Below are 20,677 nucleotides of genomic sequence, written 5' to 3'. Positions count from 1 at the left end.
TTTGTTTTACAGGTCACTTTTAGCCCTTGATCGAGCCAATCATCATTCCCTTGACAAAATAACGCTGCAGGAACGGGTATACAAACACAATTGGAAGTGTAGTGACCACCATGGTAGCTAATTTAATCGACTGTGACGTTACCGTTTTGGTAAGGGCGCTGCCCTGAACGGCAACCATCATCTGGTTTGAACTGGACTGGGCCACCACACGGTACAAATAGGTCTGAATGGGCTGCATATTTTCATTGTTGATATAGATCATCCCTGTAAAATAGTCATTCCATTGATACACACCATGGAATAGTGCAATCGTAGCAAGAACGGGCATCGACACCGGCAGTACAATCCGCAGGAAGATCGACCAGTCATTGGCCCCGTCAATCCGGGCCGCCTCTTCTAATCCGTCTGGAATTTCCCTGAAGAAGGTCATCAGGATGATTAGATCATAGAAGCTGAACAACACTGGAATAATATAAACCCAGAAGTTCTCTAGCAGATGCAGATCCCGCATGAGCAGATAGCTTGGAATGAGCCCCCCCGCAAAGAAGAGAGTTACTGTACCCATCAGAATATAAATTTTGCCTCCGATCAGATCCTTGCGGGAAAGCGCGTATGCTACCATGGCTGTAAAGAATACATGGGCGACAACACCGATTACGGTCTTAGCAACGGTAATCCACATGGCCCGCATGATGCCGGGGCTTGCGAATACCGCCTCGAAGTTCTTAAAGGTGAACATGCGCGGCCACCAGTAAATATTGCCCAGCATGGCGTCTTTGCCATCGTTAAAGGCGTTGATCAGCACGTACCAGATAGGATATAGGGTAATGAAACATATACATAACATGAAGACATTGTTGGCTAGATCGAAGATGACTTCGCCCTTTGTTTTGCGTTTCAGTGCAAACATGTGCAGGTCCTCCTTGGCCTAAAACAACGATGTGTCGTTGATTTTTTTGGTTACTCGATTGGCAATCAGCAGTAGAATGAGAGCGATAACTGATTTGAACAGCCCGATGGCAGCAGAATAAGAGAAACGCGCCGAAAGCAGGCCGGTCTGGTAAACATAATAATCAATTACATTACTTCTGCTGTCATTAAGCGAATTGCGCAGGACCAGGATCTGGTCAAAGTTGGAGTTCATCACACCGCCGACCGCAAGAATAAACAGGATGCTGATCGTCGATTTGATCGATGGCAAAGTAACATACCACATCTTCTGGAACCTTCCGGCTCCGTCAATCGTTGCTGCTTCATACATCTCGGGAGATACACCGGCGATCGCTGCCAGATAGATGATAGCTGACCAGCCAAGCTCTTTCCAAATATCGGAAGAGATAATGACGGTCCAGAAATACTTGGGCTCAGCCAAGAAAGTAATGGGCTGGTCGATTAAGTGAAGCCCCATCAAGATATGATTGATGATCCCGACATCCGCCAGCCATGTGGCGAGAATCCCGCCGAGCACTACCCAGGAAAGAAAATGCGGCAGGTAGGAAATCGTCTGAATGGTTTTCTTATACCGGATCGAACGGACTTCATTCAGAAAAAGCGCGAATATGATCGGCAAAGGAAAACCGACAAACAGCTTGATTAAACTGATCCCCAGGGTGTTTTTCATGACATTCCCAAAATTATCATCCGCCAGAAACTCCCTAAAGTGGGTAAGACCTACCCAGGGGGCCTCGGAAATCGACTTGACGATATTAAACTCCTTGAAAGCGATGATGATGCTGTACATTGGAATATAGTTGAAAATGATCATCCAGACCACGCCGAGCAATGCCATTGTCTGCAGATGGCGCTGGGCCAGAAATCTCCTCCAGAGTGGCCTTCTGTTACCAAAACCGGTTTCGATTGCCGCAGGAATCAGCGGCCGTTTCGCCGGATTTATTCCGTCGCCTCTTTTGTTCTCCATGATATGGACCTCCAAAACCAATCTATCTATATTTAAAGCGCTTACAGCTCTATGTATTTATTGTAATTGTATTCCGCGTTCCCCGAAAGGCCGCAATTTTCATATTTAGGGGCTCATTTTTCGGATAAGGACGGAATTTAAGATATTTCACACAAAAAGAGAAAGGCCTTTTCAGCCTTCCTCATTTGCTCAGTCTCTTTAACCCATAACTGCACGGATCGCCACAATCTCTCCCCGGCGCAGGGCTTCAGCTTCCGCACCGCGCAGCAGCGCTCCCGAAATCGGGGTAACGGTCCCGTCACGGTAGACCAGCGTAAGGTTCTGGATCACCGCCCGCTCTGCTCCAAAGGTATCGGCCCGTTTAGGGTTGTAATAGGTGACCTCCGTGCCCCCCAGGAAGGTGAACGACAGATTGCCCTGTTCATCGAACAGCCAGCCCGGCAGTGCCGGTGCAAGCGCCAGCGTCAACTCACCATCCTCTACTGTGAACACACGGCTTCCGGCCATCATCGTTCTCCACATGCTCAGGAACTCTGCGGTGGAACCGCTGAGTCTGGCTACAAATCCCCGGCCGTGAGTGCCCGGGTCCGGATTCCCGCCCGTAGCAATGAACGAGGAATTCTCCAGGGTGCTGCGCCCGTATACAGCCGGATCGAGGAACGGAATCAGCGAAGTCTTCATTTCACTGAAGAACTCCTCGTACAGCCCCGATTTCAGCAGCTCCAGCAAATATTTATAGGACATATGCAGGAAATTGGACTCCCGCTCCTGCCAGCCCGGAGTAAACGCCCGTATCCGCCCGATATCGTTCGACTCCTGCTCCAGCGAGACCGACGTCCGGTACATCGAAGTGACTGGATCGTATAGACCGGTATTTTTCACTCTGGTATAGATGTCCTTTGCCTGCTCCGGGCTTTCCAGCGTTTTGAGCCAGCGGGTTGGCCCCTCCAGGAAATACGGCAGGACATAGGCTTCGAACTCTTCCACCACTGCCTTCGGCAGGCCGTAGCCGCTGATTACCGGTTTACCCGCCTCATCCGTCACCGGCTGAAAGCGCACGGCCTCGAACCGGAAATAAGTTGGAGCAAGCCCGCCGCCCATTTCTACGGCTCTATCAATGCCTTCATTAATTTTGAGCAAGAATTTGCCAAGCGCCTCACGGATGACGGTAAGTGGGACCTCGGCCAATTCACCGGCAATTCCGAACCGGATGCTCTCCCGGTAAGCTTCACGCGCCGAAGCCACAGTATCCCAGTAGCCAAATTGGCTGGTCCCGCCGGCAAGCATAACCGTCACGGCTTGATGCACCCGCTCCAGCAGCCGCGCCATCTCCACCGGAAGCGCTACAGCTTCGGTGCCGTCCCCCCCGTTCTCCAGCGCCTCCAGTAAGAAGAGGATCATCCGTTTCAGCTCGAACGTCTCACTCATCCCTGAACCAAATAATCCGGGCAGCCCGTTCATAGCATCATTCCAGCCTGGTTTGTTGCCCTCCATTTCCACACCCATACCATACGGATCAAGGGTCGCAAATTTGTTCAAGGCAAGCGAGATCATCTTCACGAACAGATTTGTGCGGTAAATCTCCCCGAACCCGCCTTCCGTGCGCAGCCACTGGGTATCTCCGGCTTTGCGCTGCAGTCTGTGCAGCTTCTCCTCGTCCTCCAGCAGTGAACCGTACTGCCGGACCTTCCCGCCGCTCAGCACATATTTCTCGCTGCGCGGAAGCACATAGGCCGGACTGTCATAGAACGTGTAGGATTCATCCCCGAACAGAAGCTCCTGCTGTTGATCCGGGAATACATCCAGATAACCTTCGACCAGATCAAGATTGTACGTCCAATGGTCGGACCAGAAGCCTTCGCCAAAGGCAGCCTCTATATTCTGCTGCGCCAGGGCAAGCACACCGCTGAGAAATTGCTGTTCGTCTACCTTCAGCGTAACGTTGTGGTCGGCGATGTAATTGATCAGGCGGCCCGGTGTGAAGCGGCCTGCGCACAGCTTCACGAGTTCCTCCCGGTGATCGGCTGCAGCTTCGGCAATCCAGCCGTTCAGCTTCTCCGCATTCTCCGGCAGCACTTCAAAGCTGGTTCCCTGCACACTGAGCGGGTTATAGCCGTCCGCCTGAATCAGGCTGTAGAACATCTTGATGTTGAAGCTGCCGACCTGCGGATGGAAAAATACATCGTTGCGCCGGTTCTGGTTCATATCGCGGAAATTCCCGTTGCCCTGGGAATAATATTCCGGTGCCAGAGAGAAGAAGTTATAATCCCGCTCCATATCGCCGTGCTTGCGCGAGTATAGATGTACGACAAAGCCGTCTTCCCCGTTGTCAAAGATAAACGGATAGCCGCCGCGCAGAAAGTTGTCAAGATAGGACTGCCGGCAGTAGGCATCGAACACTGCTGAGGAGGTACGGGTGGCGATATCCGCCGTCAGCTCCTCGGTCAGGCTGGCCGCCTCCTGCGCCTTGGCTGTAATATACTCCTCGCGGCAGATCTCCGCCGATTTCTGATTGATCTTCCCGATCTCGTTGACATGCCCGATGATCGTATTCAGCGTCAGCTTGCCGCCGGGAGCAAGCGTACGTGCTGTACCGCTGAAGCCGCAAGGCACCTTGTTCACCGGATATTGCGGCTGTTCCAGCAGCACTGCAAGCGGCTGTCCGGCGAAGCCGTCCGGGTAGGCAAGCGAGGTGTTTCCGCCAAACACAAGCTCGAAATCTACAATCGGTGCCAGCATTTCCCCCTCAGCTGTGAAGGAAAGATAGAAATGGCCGTTATTGATTTCACTGATTTCCGCATCATCATTCGTGCTGGAGCGCAGCTTATAGAATGGAATGCCATTCTCCAGGTTGTATACATCCATCCAACTGCGCAGCAGGTTGCCCATTTCCTTGTAGCCGCTGTTCTCCACACCGTAAGGCAGAACCTCTGGCAACCCGTCCAGCAGCTCAAACTCCAGCTTCTCAGTGCCTGTATTTTCGATTTCCACCCGCCGGATAAGCGCGGCGTAATCATCATTTGGCAGGTTAAAGTAGTGTACGGTCGTCTTCAATCCATGCCCGGCATGAGCTTCCTCAATGGTTAGCCCGTTCGGCAGGATGGTCATGGTCCGTTTGGCTGCTGGATCAGGACGTGCCGACTGGAACGGCTCATAGATTTCCGGCGTATTGCCCAGCTTGATGAAGGTGCGGAAGCCGGAAGACGCTACATTTTTATAAGAAATATTCGCCGGAGAAAATTCCATGATCGGCGAGTTTTTATCCCGTACCCCGAAGCTGCAGACCCCTTGGCCCCGGTTGACATAGAAGGTCCACATCGGAATTCCCTTGAGCCCGGCGAGCCCGGGCAAAAAGCTGGCAAACGGCTTACTCTCGTGAAATTGCTCCATAATAAATTTGCCTGCATCAAAATAAGATTTGCTCATGACAAGCCCTCCTAAAAGTTTTGTGAGCTTATGCTTCCTGAATTGACTTCGTACAAAACTCGCTTCGGAAGTATTTGCTTTAGTTTTGTGAGCTTATGCTGACCTACGAGAGGACATGCGTAACAATGGAGTGCGGCGCCAGGCAGCATTCAGCCAGCTCTGCACCCAGACCCAGGGTCAGGGAACGCTCTCCCCCGCTCTCATTCATCAGCACCACGGCAATGCTGCCGTCCGGATTGCGGAAAGCTGTGGAAAGCACACCTTCTGCAGTGGACTCCAGCCCGATCCGCACAGCACCCGGAGCGATAAATTTACTGAAATGCCCGATGTAATAATAAGAGCTGTTATAGTGCACCTCGTCTGTCGTCGTATCGGCAATGATCGGAGCATCACAGAAATTGCCTACATGGTTCGGTCCTCCGGTCTCATCCAGCACCAGATTCCAGTCCAAATACCCTTCGGTCCAGGCGTTAAGATCACCGATCATATTCCGCCCGTAACGTTCTCCTGTGAACCACTCTCCAAGCCGTACTCCGCCCTCCTGGCAGCCTTCCGTGAACAGTAGATGCTTATCCGGGAAAAGCTCATGCACCTTGGCCACCTTGTCGAATTCCTCACCGCCATACCAGTGAAGACCGCTGCCCCATACATATTGCGCCGCTTCGGGATCGGACAGGATAGGTGTTACACGTTCGACCATAATATCGCGGTTGTGGTCCCAAATCACGATATTCACATCCGCCAGTCCCGCTTTGTGCATGACCGGTCCGAGGTGATTTTTAACAAAATCCCGTTCCTCTTCCGCGCTGTAGACACAAGAATCCCAGGTCTGAACAGCTGCCGGCTCATTCTGAACCGAGACCGCCCATACCGGAATGCCCTCTTTGCGGTAGGCTTCAATGAACTTTGTATAATAACGCGCCCAGGCATCCCCGTATTCCGGTTTCAGCGAACCGCCGTTATTCATCTCCCCGTTCGTCTTCATCCATGCCGGAGGGCTCCAGGGAGAAGCCAGCATTGTGAAAGGTCCGCCTTTTACCTCCATGGCATCCTTGATCAGCGGCAGCACCCACTTATGGTCATGGGAGATGTCAAAGGTAGCCAGCTCTGTATCATGTTCCTGCACATAGGTGTAATTGCCGAGTGCGAAGTCACAGCTATGAATATGCACGCGGCCCATACTGTAATTCAATCCCTCAACAGGGTGAAAATAGCGGTGTATAACCTCTGTACGTTTGCCCGGACTCATACGCGATAAAGTATAGGCCGCCGCTTCAGTGAAAGCGCCGCCAAAACCTATCATCTTTTGAAATTCCACCTCGGGCTGCAGCTGCACATCGGCCTGCTGTCCGGCAGTACGGGCTTTAAACTGGATTGCCTCCTTGGGGCTTAAGCGTTCTCCTGTTTCTTTGGCGGTTACTACTGTGCTTACCTTTGTCATTTTGTCTGTCTCCTTTTGGATAAATTATGAATGCTATGATAATCGAAACCGGTTTCGATTATTTCGAAAAAAAAGCGCACCGAGGCGAACTTCCTTTTATTCATTGCCTGGCGGTGCGCAGGAATCCCGCACGACCACTTCGACGGGAAGCACAAGCGCCTCCATTTCTTGCTGATTGCCGTCGATCGAAGCCAGAAGGATCTCAGCCGCACGGGTTCCGAGATTAGCCGTATCCTGCCTAATAGTCGTCAGAGCTGGAGTAACATACCGGGCAAGCTCAATATCATCGTAACCCATAACGGAAATATCCGCCGGTACCGCCAGCCCTTTGTCTTTGGCTGCCATAACCGCGCCTAACGCCAGCAAGTCACCCGAAGCAAAGACGGCTGTCGGGCGTTCCGGCAGTTCAAGAAGACTCTGCATCGCGGCATAGCCGCTCTCCAGGGAATAAAAAGCCCCCACCGAAACATACCCCTCCTGTACCTCAAGCCCGTGCTGCTTCATTGCAGCCTTATATCCATTCTCCCGCTGTTTGCCCGGAAATGTATTCTCCCCCCCGGATATATGGGCAATTCTCCGGTGTCCCAAAGAAGTCAGGTATTCCACCGCCTGCAGCGCACCGGCAATATTGTCCGAGCAGACCGTATGTGACTGCGTTGTCTCATAATCCAGTATAACCGTGGGAATATTGCTCTCCAGCAGCTCCTGAAAATAAGGATCTTCATAATCAGAGAGAAACACCACGACTCCGTCCACGCCATGAATCCGGCAATTTTCCAAATACCCGCTTTGCTTGCCGCCGACATCCTTGGAGATAAACATCAGGGCATACCCTTTGGCCACAGCAACCTGCTTGAAGCTCTCAATCACCGCGCCGAAAAACGGATGACGGATACCGACACCTGTGCCCTCTACGAACAGCACGCCAAGAGTCCATGATTTCTTCGTAGTCAGCGTGCGCGCATGTGCATTGGGTAAGTAGCCCATCTCGCGGGCAGTCCGCAGAATCTCCTGTCGCGTCTTCTCCCGCACATCGGAGTAGTTATTAAATGCCTTTGATACCGTAGTTGGAGAGTAACCGGTTCTTTTGGCAATATCATATATAGTTGTCATTCCGGTACACTCCCCCGGCTCAAATGAAAGCCCTTTATTTGTTCACTGCCATTCTAACGTCTTTCCGCACGTCCGTCCAGCATAAAATACCCCTGTACCGCAGGCAGCAGTGTAACAGCCTGAATCAGCAGGCCCAGGCTGGTATAGATCACATGGACAACGGATACGGCGTCCATCATGTAGGTCTGCACCATGATCCAGATAATTTGCCCGAAGCCGATATAGAGGGAAAGTGCCCACGCACTATGCAGTGTCCTGAACGGATTCAGCGGGGCCGCCCACTTCCAATCCGGCTTCTTGACTAGGCCATACAGCACCAGCAGCGGCAGAAGTCCAAAGATCACCAGCAGCAGAACGCCGGGGATTGCAAAATCCTCAAAGGGCGATCTCTCCAGCACGGAAGACGGCATCCCGATCATTTCACCACTGGGGTCGGCCAGCAGCATCAGTCCTCCCCCTACCGCTCCGACTCCCAGAAAAGCCTGAAGAATATACAGTAAAATTACAGCACCCGGTCTTTTCCTGCCTTGTATCATTGCTAATCCCCTCGCATTCATCGTCCCAAAATATCGATCTTAACTTGCTTTGAGTAGATTTTACAGGTTCTTCCTCTATCCTGCTAAGACAGATGTCACAAATTTGGGGATCGGCGAATTTTTATGCTTGCGGTGTGAACAGGCGCACTTTACGTTATACTAAAGTTATTATCTGTTGAACAGGAAGCCTTTACTAATCCATAAAAAAATGAGGGGACTGGGTGATGCTGGCAAAGCATCATCCACACATGCCTATGACCGATACGAACCAGCCTTTATCCAAACAATGCGCCTATTGCCATAAACTAAAACCACTTGCCGAATTCCGCCGGCGGACCGGAAAACGCTCCAAGGGCCAGTCCCGCCGCGGGGCCTGCCGGGAATGCCGCAAGGCCCGCGAAGCGGGATCCGCTCCTGCACTGCTCCGCAGTATAGGGGCTGTGTCTGTGTCCGCTGTTTCAGCTCAGACTTCCGAACCCGGACCTGCGGCTGCATCCCGCCGTTCACCGGCCCCATCGGCACCGGCTTCTGCAGCTTCCAAAGCGCCTGCACCCAAAACCCATCTGCACTCCTTGCCGGAGCGCTCCAAGGAGGGCAAGGCCGCAACCCTTACCTCCGGAGTCAAGGGAAAGACGCGTCCGCGCGGAGCCGAGCAGCGGCGGAAATCGCCGCAGCCGTTCGGACCGAAGCCCGATCCGCAGGACGCCTCCGCCCTGATCCCTTCATTTAAGGGGATGATTCTGATGCGCGGACATAGCGACAAGGGGCGCCGCTGGCACCAGAAAATTGATCTGGAGCTGGCTGTGACCCTTGTCAGAGAGCATGCCGCAGTAGTTGTGAACCGCCGCACGATTCGCCGCCTGTACAGCAATAAGGATTTTCGGACGTTAATTCTAAACAGGGACAACTATACTTGTCATTTCTGCGGCTTGTACGGAGACACTATTGATCACTTGCTGCCGCGCGCCAAAGGCGGCCACACCACTCCCGACAACTGCGTCTGTGCCTGCAATCAATGCAACCAGACAAAAGCGGACCAATATGTAGAAGAATTTATGGGCCGTTAAGAGCGGCGGGGCAGCTTTAGGAATCCACCTGCTGATCTAGCTTGATCTATTATATTGTCCAATTCAAGCAGAATTTTCTCTACTCTCCAATGATCAACACCAATTGCCTAAACAACAATAAACGCTCCTTCCGCCGGTGGCTGCTGTGCTGTTAGGCAGCAGTAGCCAGGCGAAAGGAGCGCTATTGAAAGTTAAAAATAGGGATGCAACGGCTTGTTCATTCAGCTGGTAATATTCTTAACCCGGCCGACTTGTCCGTCCGTCAGCCGCACCTTGATGCCGTGCGGATGGCGGGGCGAATTGGTCAAAATATCTTTGACCGTGCCATGCGTAAGTTTGCCTGTTGGCTGGTCTTGCTTGAGTACAATATCCACTTCAAGTCCGGGGCGGATGTCTGCTCTGGATTGCCCACTCATGATCTTCTCCCCTTTCATAGGTTATAATGGAGTCAACAATTACTGAAAAGAATAGGGATGAGGACAGCTATGGCCTTCGGAATTAACAGAGAAGAATTAACCCGGTGGAAACAGGCAGTCTCGGCAGGAGAGATCGCTTTTCTGACACATTATTGGATTGACCCGCGTTTTCCGGGAATTACTACAGTGACTAAAGTAGGCTGCAGTGACCTGCCCCGTCTAAAACGCTGGTGTACGGAGAATGGTCTTCCGCCGCAGTATATCCACAACCGCAAACCCTTCCCCCATTTCGATCTTATGGGTCCAAAACAGCCGGAAATACTCCGGCAGGAGGGATTATGGGAGCAGTTGGAGCGGTTCCGCATGATTTGATATATACCGTATTTGCGTGACCCGATTATTTCTTGTTCCGCAGATCCTTCATAATCTGGCGCCCGGTAGGGGTCTGAGCCAATCCTCCCCCTGCCGTTTCACGGTGCTTCTCAGGCATAGCGGAACCGACTTCCAGCATTACCTTAATCACTTCGTCAGAAGGGATTACGCTGCGCACGCCGGCCAGTGCCATATCCGCTGCGGCAAGTGCCGTAACGGCACCAAAGCCGTTGCGCACAATGCAGGGTATTTCCACAAGGCCGCCCACAGGATCACAGATTAGGCCGAGTGTATTTTTGAGTGCCAGACCGACAGCATGCACGGCCTGCGCCGGGGTTCCGCCGCGCAGCTCGGTCAGCGCTCCCGCAGCCATCCCGATCGCCGAACCAACCTCTGCCTGGCATCCGCCTTCCGCACCGGATACAAAGGAGTTATTGGCGATCACATAACCAATGGCACCGGCGGCGAACAAGCCCGACACCATATAATCATCGTCCCAGCCAAACCGCTCCTGGCAGCTGAGAAATACACCGGGAATGATTCCGCAGGAGCCTGCGGTCGGTGTGGCAATAATGCGGCCCATGGACGCATTCACTTCAGATACAGCCAGCGCATAGGCCATCGCGGTACCGGCAGATCCACCAAGACACGGTTCATCCGCCTCATTGTAGGCAGCAACCCGCTGCGCATCAAGGCCGGTCAGACCGCTGCGCGAGGTGGTATCTTCGTGCATACCGCGGTGCACCGCCTCTTTCATCACTCCGTAGTACTGGCTCATCGTGGCGAACTCCTGCTCTGTGGAACGTCCAGACTCTGCGCTTTGCTCCTCAAGCATAAGCTGGCCGATACCCAAACCCCGTTCCTCGCATAGTACCGCCAACTGGCTTAATGTTTGAAAATTCATGATGAGCTATCCTTCCCTTTCTTTACTTGCGTTGGTTCGTTTAAATCAACAACCTTCACCGACTTCACGGCCGGCAGGCCTGCCAGATCCTTGAGCAGCTCTGCTGTGGCTGGCTCATCCAGCTCCAGCACTGTCAAAGCTGCACCGCTGCGGTTCTTGCGGTCCAGGGACATATGCCCGATATTAAACTGGCCTTTGCGCATTACATCGGTAACACTCGCGAGTACTCCCAGATAGTCCATATGGTTAATCAGCACTGTCGGATACATTCCCGTAAGCTTAACCCCGAAGCCGTCGATATCTACAATTTCAATATTGCCGCCGCCAATCGAGATCCCCGTAAGCGTCATTTCTGTTCCGGTCTCCCGGCCGACAAGACGTAAGCGAACCGTATTGGGGTGGGGGAACAGCCCCGTTCCCTGCCGGAAGGAAATCTCCATCCCGTCCTCTTGTGCAAGCTCGATAGAATCGGGCAGACGGTGGTCATCCGTAGCGAAATCCAGCAGCCCGCCGGCAATTGCCCGGTCTGTGCCATGCCCCTGATAGGTTGCGGCAAAGGAACCGAAGAAAATGACCTCAGCCTCGCCCGGCACTTCACCAAGCACCTGACGGGCTGCTCTGCCAATCCGGGCCGCTCCCGCAGTATGCGAACTGGAAGGCCCGACCATCGCCGGGCCGATAATTGAGAATACATCTTTAAAGCGCATAGTTCAGATCGCCACCTATCAAAATTCGACAATATACTCACATATATTATACTGCACGAATGCAGAAGCTACACTATTACATTGGTATGTCACCTTACGATAGATCATTATCAGGGCCGATGCTCTGAAATCTCTCCGCCTGATTCAGTATCCTGTGAGAAAAGAACAATCCCGTCCCGTTCCTGCCAGCCGATGCCCGACCAGAACCTGCGGCCCAGCTCATTCCCCTCAATAACCATCAAGTGGCATTTCACAATACCGGCTTCCCGCAATTTGCCTAGACAACGGGAGACCAGTTCACGGCCGACTCCTGCTCCGCGGCATTCTCCGCTGACAGCTACATGATACATATACCCTCTCCGCCCGTCATGTCCGCACATTGCAGTCCCGGCAATTTTACCCGCTTCATTCTCGCAGACTAGACTCAGTCCGGGGTTGCGCTCCAGATAACGAACAATTTCTTCCCGGGAGTCAGCCTGGCTGAGGTTCATACCTGTAGTATTCCCCCATAAAAAATAAGCTTCCTCATAATCATCTGCAACCATTGCTCTGTACTTCAATATTCCTCCCCCGTTTCCATTGTTCATTGTATGTAGGGATAAGCCTTCTTGCATATGTATTCCAGCTCCTCTTGACGAAGCCCGCCAAGGTCCAGCAGCGCCTCATAAGGATCGCCTTCCAGCTTCAGCAGTCTCGCAAAAGCCGGTTCCGTCTTCATTCCGCCTGACTTCAGCAAAATAATTTCTTTGCGGAAGCTTTCTCCCAGCAAATCCAATATCTGCCCCTCTACCAGCATATGCAGCCAAGCGTTCTGCTGCCGCGCTGGCTTGGCTTGCCCGAACAATTCAATCGGCCAGCCTCCGGCATGAAAATTAATCTTGGTGCGTGTTATTCCCCCAACCAACCGGGTTACGGCGGAATACCCAGTGCACTGCCCGAAATTAATGTGAACCTCGGCGGTAAAGCGCACGGGGTCATGTACCTCGCAGATCAGATCGAGATCGCTGCCCTCCACTTGAATTCCCAGAGGTATCGTACCTGCAAGCAGCGGATCATAGTCCGCAAGAAGCTCCATAATCCGCAGTTCCTGAAGCAGATTGTATACCTCTCTTTGAAGTACCGTGCCCTGCTGCAAATAGGCAATATTGAACCAGTTCACACGATCCGCCATACGTTCCTCCCAGGTAATATATCATTTTCTTTTTTCATAGAATGCAAGAAGATTTGTCGCCCTGATCATTGCCTGTTACAAATGCCGGATTCACACTGCGGGAGCGCACGCTTTTCTGGGCGCATGCATAAAAATATACGAATGACAGCATCCAAGGAGGAAACCTGCGATATGAATCCCACTTATCCCTATTATGGGGAACAGACGGTATGCCGCAAGCAGCCCATTGCCTTTCCACCTCAGCACCAGAACCGCCAGCCGGGACTTGAAAGTCTGATGAACCCCCGTCCGATCAGTGAAAATCCTGAGAGCCTCGGCAGCCGAAAGCTCGAAGGCAAGGTGGCGCTGATTACCGGAGGAGACAGCGGCATCGGCAAGGCGGCGGCGATCGCATTTGCCAGAGAAGGGGCGGATGTAGCCATTGCCTATCTGTACGAAGCCTCGGATGCCGAAGTCACACAGCGGCGCATTGAACAATTGGGCCGCCGCTGCCTGCGGATCGAAACTGATTTGCGGCACAAGCAAAACTGCCTCCAGGCCGTAGAGCAGACGGTACGGACCTTTGGCAAGCTGGATATCCTCGTCAATAACCATGCCGTGCAGTATCCGCAGAAGAGCATTCTCGATATTTCAGAAGAACAGCTGCTCCAGACCTTTCATACCAACATTATTCCGTTCTTTTACCTGACACAGGCCGCACTGCCGCATTTAAAAAAAGGCAGTTCCATCATTAACACCGCCTCAATTACCGCTTACCAGGGCCACAAAGAGCTCATAGACTATTCAACCACCAAAGGTGCCATCGTCACCTTTACACGCTCTCTTGCCCTTTCGCTCGCCGATACCGGAATCCGTGTCAACAGTGTCGCCCCCGGGCCGGTCTGGACACCGCTCATTCCCTCCAGCTTCTCCGCTGCCGAGGTTAGCGTCTTCGGAACGGATACTCCGCTCCGGCGTGCCGCTCAGCCTTATGAATTGGCCGGAGCTTATGTCTATCTGGCCAGTTCCGATTCTTCTTATGTCACAGGCACATGTATTCATGTTAATGGAGGGGACATGGTCACAAGCTGAGCCGCCGTCGTTTAGAGACCCTGAGTCCCCCGTGGCGTTAATCCCACCCTGAAAGGAAGTTTTAGGATGAATAAAATCAAGGATTACGATCTTCCGTCCGTCCGCCTATCCGCAGGCATGTACGCACTGACGAAACTCTCTGCAGCCGGTCTGACCTTTATGCTCGTCTCCCTGCTGATGCTGTTCTTTCCGCACGAAGGCGGAGTGCCGGAAGGCTGGCCGATATCGGTACCCTATGCCATTTACGCTTATGGACTGCCGGCGACACTGCTGGCAGATCTGCTGCTGCGCATGTTCCGTTCGTCTTCTCTTGGACCGTCACTGGTCCTGTATGCGGCTGCCGGCTATGGCGCAGGTCTGTGGCTGGCCTCAGAGCAGGGCGGAGAAGCCATGACCTGCGGCATCTACGGTATAGCTGTACTCCTGGTATTCCGGCTCGCCCAGGTAGCCGGCGAGCGGCAGCCGCTGCTGCTTCCCGTATTCGCGCTATTCATCCCGCTGCTCTGCCTGCTGCTGCTCTAGCCTGCAGGCATCAGAGTGCTTCAATGATATCCCCGGCAATTAATGCCGCCGGATGATGCCGCAAGCGGGCTGCCCGTTCCCCGGCCAGTCCGTGCAGATACACGCCAAAAGCCGCAGCCTGTGCGGCATTCAGCCCTTGAGCCAGCAGTCCGGAAATGATGCCTGTCAGCACATCGCCCGCTCCGCCGGTTCCCATACCCGGATGGCCTGTGACATTTACATAGGCTTGTCCTTCAGGCGTTGCAATAACTGTATGCGCCCCTTTCAGCACAAGCACCACGCCATGCTCCCGGGCATAGTCCAATGCCAGACCGATCCGGTCGCGCTGCACTTCTGCCGTGGCAAGACCTGCCAGCCGGGCCATTTCTCCCGGATGCGGCGTCAAGATCACAGGCCCCCGGCGGGTCCAGGAGCTGTAATTGGCATCAGACAGGATGTTCAAAGCATCGGCATCGATGACCAGGGGCATTTCCGTCCCCTCCCAAATCGTGCGGAGCCAATCCGTATCGCCCTCGAACCGGCCAAGACCAGGACCAACGGCGATAACCTCTTTTCCGGCACCCAGCCGCAGCACCTCGGCTGCCGTGTCTGCTTTCCAGGTGCCATCCTCTGCGCTGCCGGCTGCAGCCAGCATAATTTCAGGGGCGGCACCGATCACATAGGGCAGCAGCCCGCCGGGCAGTGCCCAGGTAACCAAGCCGCAACCCGCCCGTAGCGCAGCCCGGGCGGAGAGCAGGCCTGCACCGCTCAGCCCTAAGCTTCCGCCGGCCAGCAGGACATGCCCGTAAGTGCCCTTGTGGCCTTCGGGCGAGCGGCGGCGCGACACGTCGATCTGAAGACGTGTCCGCAGCACCTCCGGCGTCAGCAGGCAAGCCTGCACGCCGTGTTCCCGGGCCAAGGCAGCCGGAATGCCGATGGAGCGGACCACCACATGCCCGGCTGCTCCCGCGCCGGGATATTGCACCAGCCCGCGTTTGAGAAACGCGAGGCAGACTGTCACTGCTGCATGAATGCACGGCTCATGCAGCTCGCCCGTGTCCGCGTTCAGCCCGCTCGGGATGTCCGCGGACACCACCGGTTTGCCGCTGCCGTTCGCGGCGGCAATCAGCTCCGCATAGGCACCGCGCGGGGCTCCCGCGCTGCCGGTGCCGAGCAGCGCATCCACGATGCCGCTGCATGCGGCAAAGTCCAGCCGGTCCACGCCGTAGACGACGGCGGGCAGGCCCATGGCTGCAGCGGCATCCCGCTGCAGGGCGGCTTCGCCGGCCAGCGACTCCGGCGCGGCCGCGTACACCAGCGTGACGGCGATACCCGCCTCACGCAGATGCCTGGCGGCGGCGAGGCCGTCGCCGCCGTTATTGCCTTTGCCGATGAGAATCAGCCAGTGCTCGGCTTCGGCAGAGTCCAGGGTCAGCGCGGCATCGCCGCTGACCCTGAATCCCGGCGGCTGAATCCCCGGGCCGCCGCTTCCACGCCCCACATTCGCTCCCTCGTCCCTGCCGTTCTCTGCACCCGGTCCCGCGTTTATATAGCCGCCGCGCCCCGCTATATCTGCATCAGCACAGCCGCCTCCCGCTCCGGCCCGTCCACCGTTCCGGTCTTCTCCGCCTGCGCCTCCGCCGTGCCTGCTATGGCACAGCGCGATAACCTCCTCGGCGATGGCCCGGCCTGCATTCTCCATCAGCGCAACCGCCGGAATGCTTAAACCCTCAATCGTTTTGCGGTCCAATTGCCGCATCTGCTCAGCAGTTACCAGATCCATGACTCGCACCCCTTTGCACATAGCCGGAATCCACTGTCCCGGCACTGTATCTGTCCTGTTGTTCAGTTCAAGGCAGCCTTACAACTGCTTCTGTTCTGTACCGGCTCGACTAATAAGCTACCGTAAATCTCTCCCGGCTGAAATTGCCTTCCTCCAGTTCATCAATGACAGCCACGGCGAAATCCTCCACGCTGATGCTGCTCTCGCCATTTTCATCCACGATAAGCCGGTCCAGTCCGATGCGGAACATGCCTGTCCGCCGGCCCGGCACGATGACCGCAGGCGGGCTGATATACGTATAATCAAGTGCCGAACCTCTATAGATTTCATAGGCGTTGGCATGTGCGGCAGCCAGCGGCCGCAGCTCCTCCGGGAATTCAGCCGTGTCCATCAGCCACTCTCCCGATTCCGTCTTCAGACTGCCTGCTCCGCCGACGATCATCAGCCGTTCCGCCCCGGCTATGCGCATCCCCTCCAGCAGCGAATCCGCTGCGCCAAGCAGATCATTTTCCCGCCCGGAATCCGGTCCGAACGCGCTGATGACTTCCCCGTGCCCGCCAACTACGGCAGCTACCGAGGAAGGATTCAGGATATCAACGGTGGCAATCTGCAGCCGCTCATGCTCGATTTGCAGCGAATCCGGATGGCGGACGGCTGCGGTTACTTCGTGTTTTCTTCTTAGTGCTTCCTGTACAATTGCTTTTCCCAGCGTCCCCGACGCACCTAGCACAACAACATCCATCTCTAATTTCCCTCGCTTTCTCAAGCCCTAATTCTAATTTATCCCATAGTGGCGTTCTGAAACCCTTCGGGTAGAAGAAGCATTCAAATACCCCCGCTAGGTGGGGGGCGGCCAGCCTCAATATCATAAGGTTACAATCTGCCATTCCGGCCCGCTACCGCCGCAGGAACATCCCTTGCGAATAAGGCATTACCGGAACAAAACCATACTGATCATACAGCTTCGAAGCATTTCCGTCAGCAATGAGGCTAATATACGACGGATTGGGCACCGTATCCAGGAATGCCCTGATCTCACCCATAATGACTTTTCCGAAGCCACGCCCTTGACGGGAAGGCTTGACGGCAATATCCGTCACCTGAAAGAAACAGCCTCCGTCCCCGATGACACGCCCCATCCCTACCAGCATGTCCTCTTCATAGAGGGATACTGCATAACAAGAACGCGGAAGCCCAGTCATAGCCCCTTCTACACTCATCGGACTAAGTCCTGCCTCAACCCGCAGCGCCAGATATTGCTCCACCGAGGGAGATTCATGTCTAATTTCTACTTTTTCTGCTGCATCCATACGGTCCTTCCCTTCTCGTTCCTACAAACGGTCTCAGATCTGCAATGCTGTTACCAATATATACTTAAGCATTGATTTCAAGCAAGGCCGGGTAACCTGACGGAATGGGTACATGCGGAGATTTGAAACGTTGAAGGAATTCTGACGTAACAGAACTAATAAATTGTTTAGAAAAGAAATAATACTATTCTCAGCCTGCATCCCGGGGTAACCTAGAGATAAAGCCAAATATTCACAATATCATAAAGAAAGGATTGGTGAAGCACTCATGTCTTCTCTGGGGAAATTATTGAAATGGGGGACTTTCACTTATGAAGCGTTCCTGGCCCTGCCGATTATTGGAGGGGTGTTCGTTGTAGCCAATGCATGGGTCCCGCTCGGCATCGCCTTTTTGCTGCACGCAGTGGCTGTTATAATCATGCTTAAGGAACGGGGGCCTTTTATCGGCAACGTCATTGGTATCATTACCTCGATAGTCGCTCTAATTCCGATCGTTGGCTGGATCATGCATGTGATCACGGCGATAGTCTTGCTGCTTGAAGGCCTCTCCTCTTCCCGTCGGGGACCGCGTTATTAAGGCAATACTTATGCAATAGCCTGGAATTGATGTGCTCTGTCCAGGTTCCGGCAGAGCTGAAGCATATCACTGACAAATTATCTTTTGACGAATGGTAAGCTTCGTTAAATCAAAAAAAAGAAAGACCTTCAACTGATGGAGGTCTTTCTTTATACCTTCTATCCTCGTCCCGCAGAACGGGTATCGGTGCGCCGGCTTCCGGTCTCTCCACTATATCGTGCATTTGCAGTGCTGTTCTCGAAACGTTTGCGTTCCGTACGCTCCATCTGTACTATTTGACCTTCATGCACCACGATGTGCAATGAGCCAAACTCCATGTCATCCAGAAGTCCTGCAATCCGCGTCAGCCATACCTCATCCACTTTCAGTGGCTTAGCCATTCTCCAGCCTCCCTTTCCCCGGACAGGGGATGTTCTCCGCCTCGAATCCCGTTATTACCAACTTGTTTACTAAGATTTAACTTAGCATGGAATCAAAAGAGCTGTCAATGAGCATTTTTTCGTAACAGCCAGCTTTTGATGATCATCGTTACCAAGGCGAGCAGCAGCAGCAATGAAGCCACCGCAAACGATGCCGATAATTGATATTCATTATACAAAATCTCGACATGCAGCGGCAGCGTATTCGTTTCTCCCCGGATATGCCCGGAAACTACGGATACCGCACCGAACTCGCCCATAGCACGGGCATTACAGAGAATAATCCCGTACAGCAAACCCCATTTAATATTGGGCAGTGTCACACGCCAGAAAATCTGCCAGCCGTGCGCCCCCAGTGTAATCGCCGCTTCTTCCTCCTGTGTACCTTGATCTTCCATCAGCGGAATCAGCTCACGGGCCACAAAAGGAAAAGTCACAAACAGCGTAGCCAGAACAATGCCCGGGAGCGCAAATACGATCTTGATATCATGGTCGCTGAGCCAGGACCCGAACCAGCCATGTGCACCGAACACCAGAATAAAGATCAGCCCGCCGATAACCGGTGACACGGCGAAGGGCAGATCGATTAAGGTAATAAGGAAGCCTTTGCCGCGAAAACGGAATTTGGTCACTGCCCAGGCGGCCGCCACGCCAAAGATTGTATTCAGCGGGACGGTAATCGCGGCCACCAGCAGCGTCAGCCTAAGCGCCGAAGCGGCGTCGGGATCACTTAGCGCGGCCCAGTAGACATCCCAGCCCCTCTTCAGCGCTTCTGTCAGCACGACAATCAGCGGCAGGGCGATCAGCCAGAACAGCACCAGCCCGGCGGCGGCAATCAGCCCCCACTTCACCGCAGGAGATTCGTTCGTCGCAGGCGAGGATACGCTGGTCTTCCGCCCTGGAGCGAGCAGCGGCACAGTACCGGCCATAATTATTCCTCCTAAAAGTTTTGTTAGGATAGCAGCTTTGATTAATCATCGTACAAAACTGGCCTCGGAAGCATACGCTTAATTTTTGTGAGCGTTACCTCACTGAATGGGCTTCGACAAAAATCGCCTCGAAAGCATACTCTTAAGTTTCACTCTTCTCCTACCGTGAGCTTTTGCGGGCCCAGCGCTGCAGCAGGTTAATCACGAACAGCATCAGGAAGGAGATCAGCAGGAGAAGAAGCGCCACCGCTGTGGCTCCGGCATAATCGAATTGCTCCAGCTTGGTCATAATGAGCAGCGGGGCAATCTCTGTTCTCATCGGCATGTTGCCGGAGATGAATACCACCGACCCGTATTCTCCGATCCCCCGGGCAAAAGCAAGTGCAAAGCCGGTGAGCAGCGCAGGGAACAGCTCCGGCAGCACAATCCGCAGAAAGGTCCGCCAGCGGCCTGCCCCCAGCGTCGCGGCGGCCTCTTCCATATCCCTGTTCAGATCCTCCAGCACGGGCTGTACGGTCCGGACAACAAACGGAATGCCGATAAACATCAGCGCAAGCGTGATGCCCAGCGGTGTGAAGGCAACCTTCAGGCCGAGCGGCTCCAGAAGGGAGCCGATCCAGCCATTCTGCGAATATAGTGCTGTCAACGAGACACCTGCTACGGCTGTCGGCAGTGCAAACGGGAGATCGATCAGAGCGTCGAATACTCTTTTTCCCGGAAACTCATAGCGTACCAGCACCCATGCCAGCAGCAGTCCCAGAAAAGCATTCGCCAAAGCTGCCGCTGCCGCAGTGCTCAGGCTGACCCGGTAAGAAGCCAGGACGCGCGGATCTGTGGCTACATCCCAGAATTTAGCCCAGCTAAGCCCGGTGGAGTTGAAGAGCAGCGCCGAAAGCGGCAGCAGGACAACGAGACTCAAATACAGTACACTGTAGCCCATCGTAAGCCCGAAGCCGGGCAGCACCTTGCGCCGCACTGCAGCCGTAGTAGTGACATTCATTTACGTATTCATCCTT

Annotated in this window: 22 protein-coding genes; 5 read left to right on the top strand and 17 right to left on the bottom strand. The window is 54.0% G+C overall.

Annotation, left to right across the window (positions count from 1 at the left end; translation table 11 throughout):
- Positions 1-19: 19 nt before the first annotated feature.
- The 6 genes from NST99_RS02225 to NST99_RS02200 all read right to left on the bottom strand — a co-directional run bounded on the left by NST99_RS02225 (position 20) and on the right by NST99_RS02200 (position 8,434).
- On the bottom strand, positions 20-910 hold the full coding sequence (locus NST99_RS02225; protein WP_341089469.1) for a carbohydrate ABC transporter permease: 891 nt from the start codon (positions 908-910) through the stop codon (positions 20-22).
- 18 nt (positions 911-928) lie between these two features.
- Positions 929-1,918, bottom strand: a complete 990-nt coding sequence (locus NST99_RS02220; RefSeq protein WP_341089467.1) for an ABC transporter permease — start codon at positions 1,916-1,918, stop codon at positions 929-931.
- 198 nt (positions 1,919-2,116) lie between these two features.
- Positions 2,117-5,344: a cellobiose phosphorylase gene (locus NST99_RS02215; RefSeq protein WP_341089466.1), complete on the bottom strand. Its 3,228-nt coding sequence runs from the start codon at positions 5,342-5,344 to the stop codon at positions 2,117-2,119.
- Between the two features lie 103 nt (positions 5,345-5,447).
- Positions 5,448-6,785 (bottom strand): glycoside hydrolase family 30 protein, encoded by a 1,338-nt coding sequence (locus tag NST99_RS02210; RefSeq protein ID WP_341089465.1) that lies wholly within the window; start codon positions 6,783-6,785, stop codon positions 5,448-5,450.
- Positions 6,786-6,881: 96 nt separating this feature from the next.
- Positions 6,882-7,898: a LacI family DNA-binding transcriptional regulator gene (locus NST99_RS02205; protein WP_341089464.1), complete on the bottom strand. Its 1,017-nt coding sequence runs from the start codon at positions 7,896-7,898 to the stop codon at positions 6,882-6,884.
- A 53-nt stretch (positions 7,899-7,951) separates the two neighbouring features.
- Entirely contained in the window at positions 7,952-8,434 is a 483-nt protein-coding gene (locus NST99_RS02200; RefSeq protein WP_341089463.1) for a hypothetical protein, read from the bottom strand.
- A gap of 224 nt (positions 8,435-8,658) precedes the next feature.
- Here NST99_RS02200 and NST99_RS02195 point away from each other — a divergent pair, with 224 nt between their 5' ends.
- A complete protein-coding gene (locus tag NST99_RS02195) occupies positions 8,659-9,501 on the top strand; it encodes an HNH endonuclease (RefSeq protein WP_341089462.1) in 843 nt (280 codons plus the stop codon).
- A gap of 221 nt (positions 9,502-9,722) precedes the next feature.
- Here NST99_RS02195 and NST99_RS02190 read toward each other — a convergent pair whose 3' ends face one another.
- Positions 9,723-9,917, bottom strand: a complete 195-nt coding sequence (locus NST99_RS02190) for a YwbE family protein (RefSeq protein WP_038585239.1) — start codon at positions 9,915-9,917, stop codon at positions 9,723-9,725.
- 69 nt (positions 9,918-9,986) lie between these two features.
- Between NST99_RS02190 and NST99_RS02185 the strand changes: the two genes are divergently transcribed.
- A complete protein-coding gene (locus NST99_RS02185) occupies positions 9,987-10,289 on the top strand; it encodes a hypothetical protein (protein ID WP_341089461.1) in 303 nt (100 codons plus the stop codon).
- Between the two features lie 25 nt (positions 10,290-10,314).
- On the opposite strand, the gene sdaAA is transcribed toward NST99_RS02185, so the two are convergent.
- From sdaAA to NST99_RS02165, 4 genes are all read right to left on the bottom strand, one after another.
- Positions 10,315-11,193 (bottom strand): L-serine ammonia-lyase, iron-sulfur-dependent, subunit alpha, encoded by an 879-nt coding sequence (sdaAA, locus tag NST99_RS02180; RefSeq protein ID WP_341089460.1) that lies wholly within the window; start codon positions 11,191-11,193, stop codon positions 10,315-10,317.
- Positions 11,190-11,900 (bottom strand): L-serine ammonia-lyase, iron-sulfur-dependent subunit beta, encoded by a 711-nt coding sequence (gene sdaAB, locus NST99_RS02175; RefSeq protein WP_340895185.1) that lies wholly within the window; start codon positions 11,898-11,900, stop codon positions 11,190-11,192. The genes sdaAA and sdaAB overlap by 4 nt, the downstream gene beginning before the upstream one ends.
- A 110-nt stretch (positions 11,901-12,010) precedes the next feature.
- Positions 12,011-12,460, bottom strand: coding sequence for a GNAT family N-acetyltransferase (locus tag NST99_RS02170; RefSeq protein ID WP_341089458.1), 450 nt, complete (start codon positions 12,458-12,460; stop codon positions 12,011-12,013).
- Positions 12,461-12,483: 23 nt separating this feature from the next.
- Complete coding sequence (locus tag NST99_RS02165) at positions 12,484-13,071, bottom strand: DUF4269 domain-containing protein (protein ID WP_341089456.1); 588 nt, start codon at positions 13,069-13,071, stop codon at positions 12,484-12,486.
- Positions 13,072-13,242: 171 nt separating this feature from the next.
- On the opposite strand from NST99_RS02165, the gene NST99_RS02160 reads away from it, so the two are divergent.
- Together NST99_RS02160 and NST99_RS02155 are read left to right on the top strand one after the other, a co-directional pair.
- Positions 13,243-14,142: an SDR family oxidoreductase gene (locus NST99_RS02160; RefSeq protein ID WP_341089454.1), complete on the top strand. Its 900-nt coding sequence runs from the start codon at positions 13,243-13,245 to the stop codon at positions 14,140-14,142.
- Positions 14,143-14,208: 66 nt separating this feature from the next.
- On the top strand, positions 14,209-14,664 hold the full coding sequence (locus NST99_RS02155; RefSeq protein ID WP_341089453.1) for a hypothetical protein: 456 nt from the start codon (positions 14,209-14,211) through the stop codon (positions 14,662-14,664).
- Between the two features lie 10 nt (positions 14,665-14,674).
- On the opposite strand, the gene NST99_RS02150 is transcribed toward NST99_RS02155, so the two are convergent.
- The 3 genes from NST99_RS02150 to NST99_RS02140 all read right to left on the bottom strand — a co-directional run bounded on the left by NST99_RS02150 (position 14,675) and on the right by NST99_RS02140 (position 17,736).
- The gene (locus NST99_RS02150; RefSeq protein ID WP_341089452.1) at positions 14,675-16,426 is read right to left on the bottom strand and encodes an NAD(P)H-hydrate dehydratase; all 1,752 of its coding nucleotides are present in this window, start codon (positions 16,424-16,426) and stop codon (positions 14,675-14,677) included.
- A gap of 109 nt (positions 16,427-16,535) precedes the next feature.
- Positions 16,536-17,168, bottom strand: a complete 633-nt coding sequence (locus NST99_RS02145; protein ID WP_341089451.1) for an NAD(P)-dependent oxidoreductase — start codon at positions 17,166-17,168, stop codon at positions 16,536-16,538.
- 154 nt (positions 17,169-17,322) lie between these two features.
- Entirely contained in the window at positions 17,323-17,736 is a 414-nt protein-coding gene (locus NST99_RS02140; protein WP_341089450.1) for a GNAT family N-acetyltransferase, read from the bottom strand.
- A gap of 289 nt (positions 17,737-18,025) precedes the next feature.
- Between NST99_RS02140 and NST99_RS02135 the strand changes: the two genes are divergently transcribed.
- Entirely contained in the window at positions 18,026-18,313 is a 288-nt protein-coding gene (locus NST99_RS02135) for a hypothetical protein (RefSeq protein WP_231578364.1), read from the top strand.
- A gap of 158 nt (positions 18,314-18,471) precedes the next feature.
- On the opposite strand, the gene NST99_RS02130 is transcribed toward NST99_RS02135, so the two are convergent.
- The 3 genes from NST99_RS02130 to cysT form a co-directional block, all read right to left on the bottom strand.
- Complete coding sequence (locus NST99_RS02130) at positions 18,472-18,693, bottom strand: YezD family protein (protein ID WP_341089447.1); 222 nt, start codon at positions 18,691-18,693, stop codon at positions 18,472-18,474.
- Positions 18,694-18,797: 104 nt separating this feature from the next.
- Positions 18,798-19,661: a sulfate ABC transporter permease subunit CysW gene (gene cysW, locus NST99_RS02125; protein WP_341089446.1), complete on the bottom strand. Its 864-nt coding sequence runs from the start codon at positions 19,659-19,661 to the stop codon at positions 18,798-18,800.
- A gap of 160 nt (positions 19,662-19,821) precedes the next feature.
- Positions 19,822-20,661, bottom strand: a complete 840-nt coding sequence (cysT, locus tag NST99_RS02120; protein WP_341089445.1) for a sulfate ABC transporter permease subunit CysT — start codon at positions 20,659-20,661, stop codon at positions 19,822-19,824.
- Between the last annotated feature and the right edge of the window lie 16 nt (positions 20,662-20,677).

The sequence above is a fragment of the Paenibacillus sp. FSL L8-0470 genome (assembly GCF_038008625.1).
GTDB lineage: Bacteria > Bacillota > Bacilli > Paenibacillales > Paenibacillaceae > Paenibacillus_AQ.
Note: the sequence above shows the minus strand (reverse complement) of the source record. Positions and strands in the feature narration are given on the sequence as shown.

What these genes read in the sequence shown, in the direction of transcription:
- NST99_RS02225 (WP_341089469.1), bottom strand. Translation starts at nt 910, where the DNA reads ATGTTTGCACTGAAACGCAAAACAAAGGGCGAAGTCATCTTCGATCTA.
- NST99_RS02220 (WP_341089467.1), bottom strand. Translation starts at nt 1,918, where the DNA reads ATGGAGAACAAAAGAGGCGACGGAATAAATCCGGCGAAACGGCCGCTG.
- NST99_RS02215 (WP_341089466.1), bottom strand. Translation starts at nt 5,344, where the DNA reads ATGAGCAAATCTTATTTTGATGCAGGCAAATTTATTATGGAGCAATTT.
- NST99_RS02210 (WP_341089465.1), bottom strand. Translation starts at nt 6,785, where the DNA reads ATGACAAAGGTAAGCACAGTAGTAACCGCCAAAGAAACAGGAGAACGC.
- NST99_RS02205 (WP_341089464.1), bottom strand. Translation starts at nt 7,898, where the DNA reads ATGACAACTATATATGATATTGCCAAAAGAACCGGTTACTCTCCAACT.
- NST99_RS02200 (WP_341089463.1), bottom strand. Translation starts at nt 8,434, where the DNA reads ATGATACAAGGCAGGAAAAGACCGGGTGCTGTAATTTTACTGTATATT.
- NST99_RS02195 (WP_341089462.1), top strand. Translation starts at nt 8,659, where the DNA reads ATGCTGGCAAAGCATCATCCACACATGCCTATGACCGATACGAACCAG.
- NST99_RS02190 (WP_038585239.1), bottom strand. Translation starts at nt 9,917, where the DNA reads ATGAGTGGGCAATCCAGAGCAGACATCCGCCCCGGACTTGAAGTGGAT.
- NST99_RS02185 (WP_341089461.1), top strand. Translation starts at nt 9,987, where the DNA reads ATGGCCTTCGGAATTAACAGAGAAGAATTAACCCGGTGGAAACAGGCA.
- sdaAA (WP_341089460.1), bottom strand. Translation starts at nt 11,193, where the DNA reads ATGAATTTTCAAACATTAAGCCAGTTGGCGGTACTATGCGAGGAACGG.
- sdaAB (WP_340895185.1), bottom strand. Translation starts at nt 11,900, where the DNA reads ATGCGCTTTAAAGATGTATTCTCAATTATCGGCCCGGCGATGGTCGGG.
- NST99_RS02165 (WP_341089456.1), bottom strand. Translation starts at nt 13,071, where the DNA reads ATGGCGGATCGTGTGAACTGGTTCAATATTGCCTATTTGCAGCAGGGC.
- NST99_RS02160 (WP_341089454.1), top strand. Translation starts at nt 13,243, where the DNA reads ATGAATCCCACTTATCCCTATTATGGGGAACAGACGGTATGCCGCAAG.
- NST99_RS02155 (WP_341089453.1), top strand. Translation starts at nt 14,209, where the DNA reads ATGAATAAAATCAAGGATTACGATCTTCCGTCCGTCCGCCTATCCGCA.
- NST99_RS02150 (WP_341089452.1), bottom strand. Translation starts at nt 16,426, where the DNA reads ATGGATCTGGTAACTGCTGAGCAGATGCGGCAATTGGACCGCAAAACG.
- NST99_RS02145 (WP_341089451.1), bottom strand. Translation starts at nt 17,168, where the DNA reads ATGGATGTTGTTGTGCTAGGTGCGTCGGGGACGCTGGGAAAAGCAATT.
- NST99_RS02140 (WP_341089450.1), bottom strand. Translation starts at nt 17,736, where the DNA reads ATGGATGCAGCAGAAAAAGTAGAAATTAGACATGAATCTCCCTCGGTG.
- NST99_RS02130 (WP_341089447.1), bottom strand. Translation starts at nt 18,693, where the DNA reads ATGGCTAAGCCACTGAAAGTGGATGAGGTATGGCTGACGCGGATTGCA.
- cysW (WP_341089446.1), bottom strand. Translation starts at nt 19,661, where the DNA reads ATGGCCGGTACTGTGCCGCTGCTCGCTCCAGGGCGGAAGACCAGCGTA.
- cysT (WP_341089445.1), bottom strand. Translation starts at nt 20,661, where the DNA reads ATGAATGTCACTACTACGGCTGCAGTGCGGCGCAAGGTGCTGCCCGGC.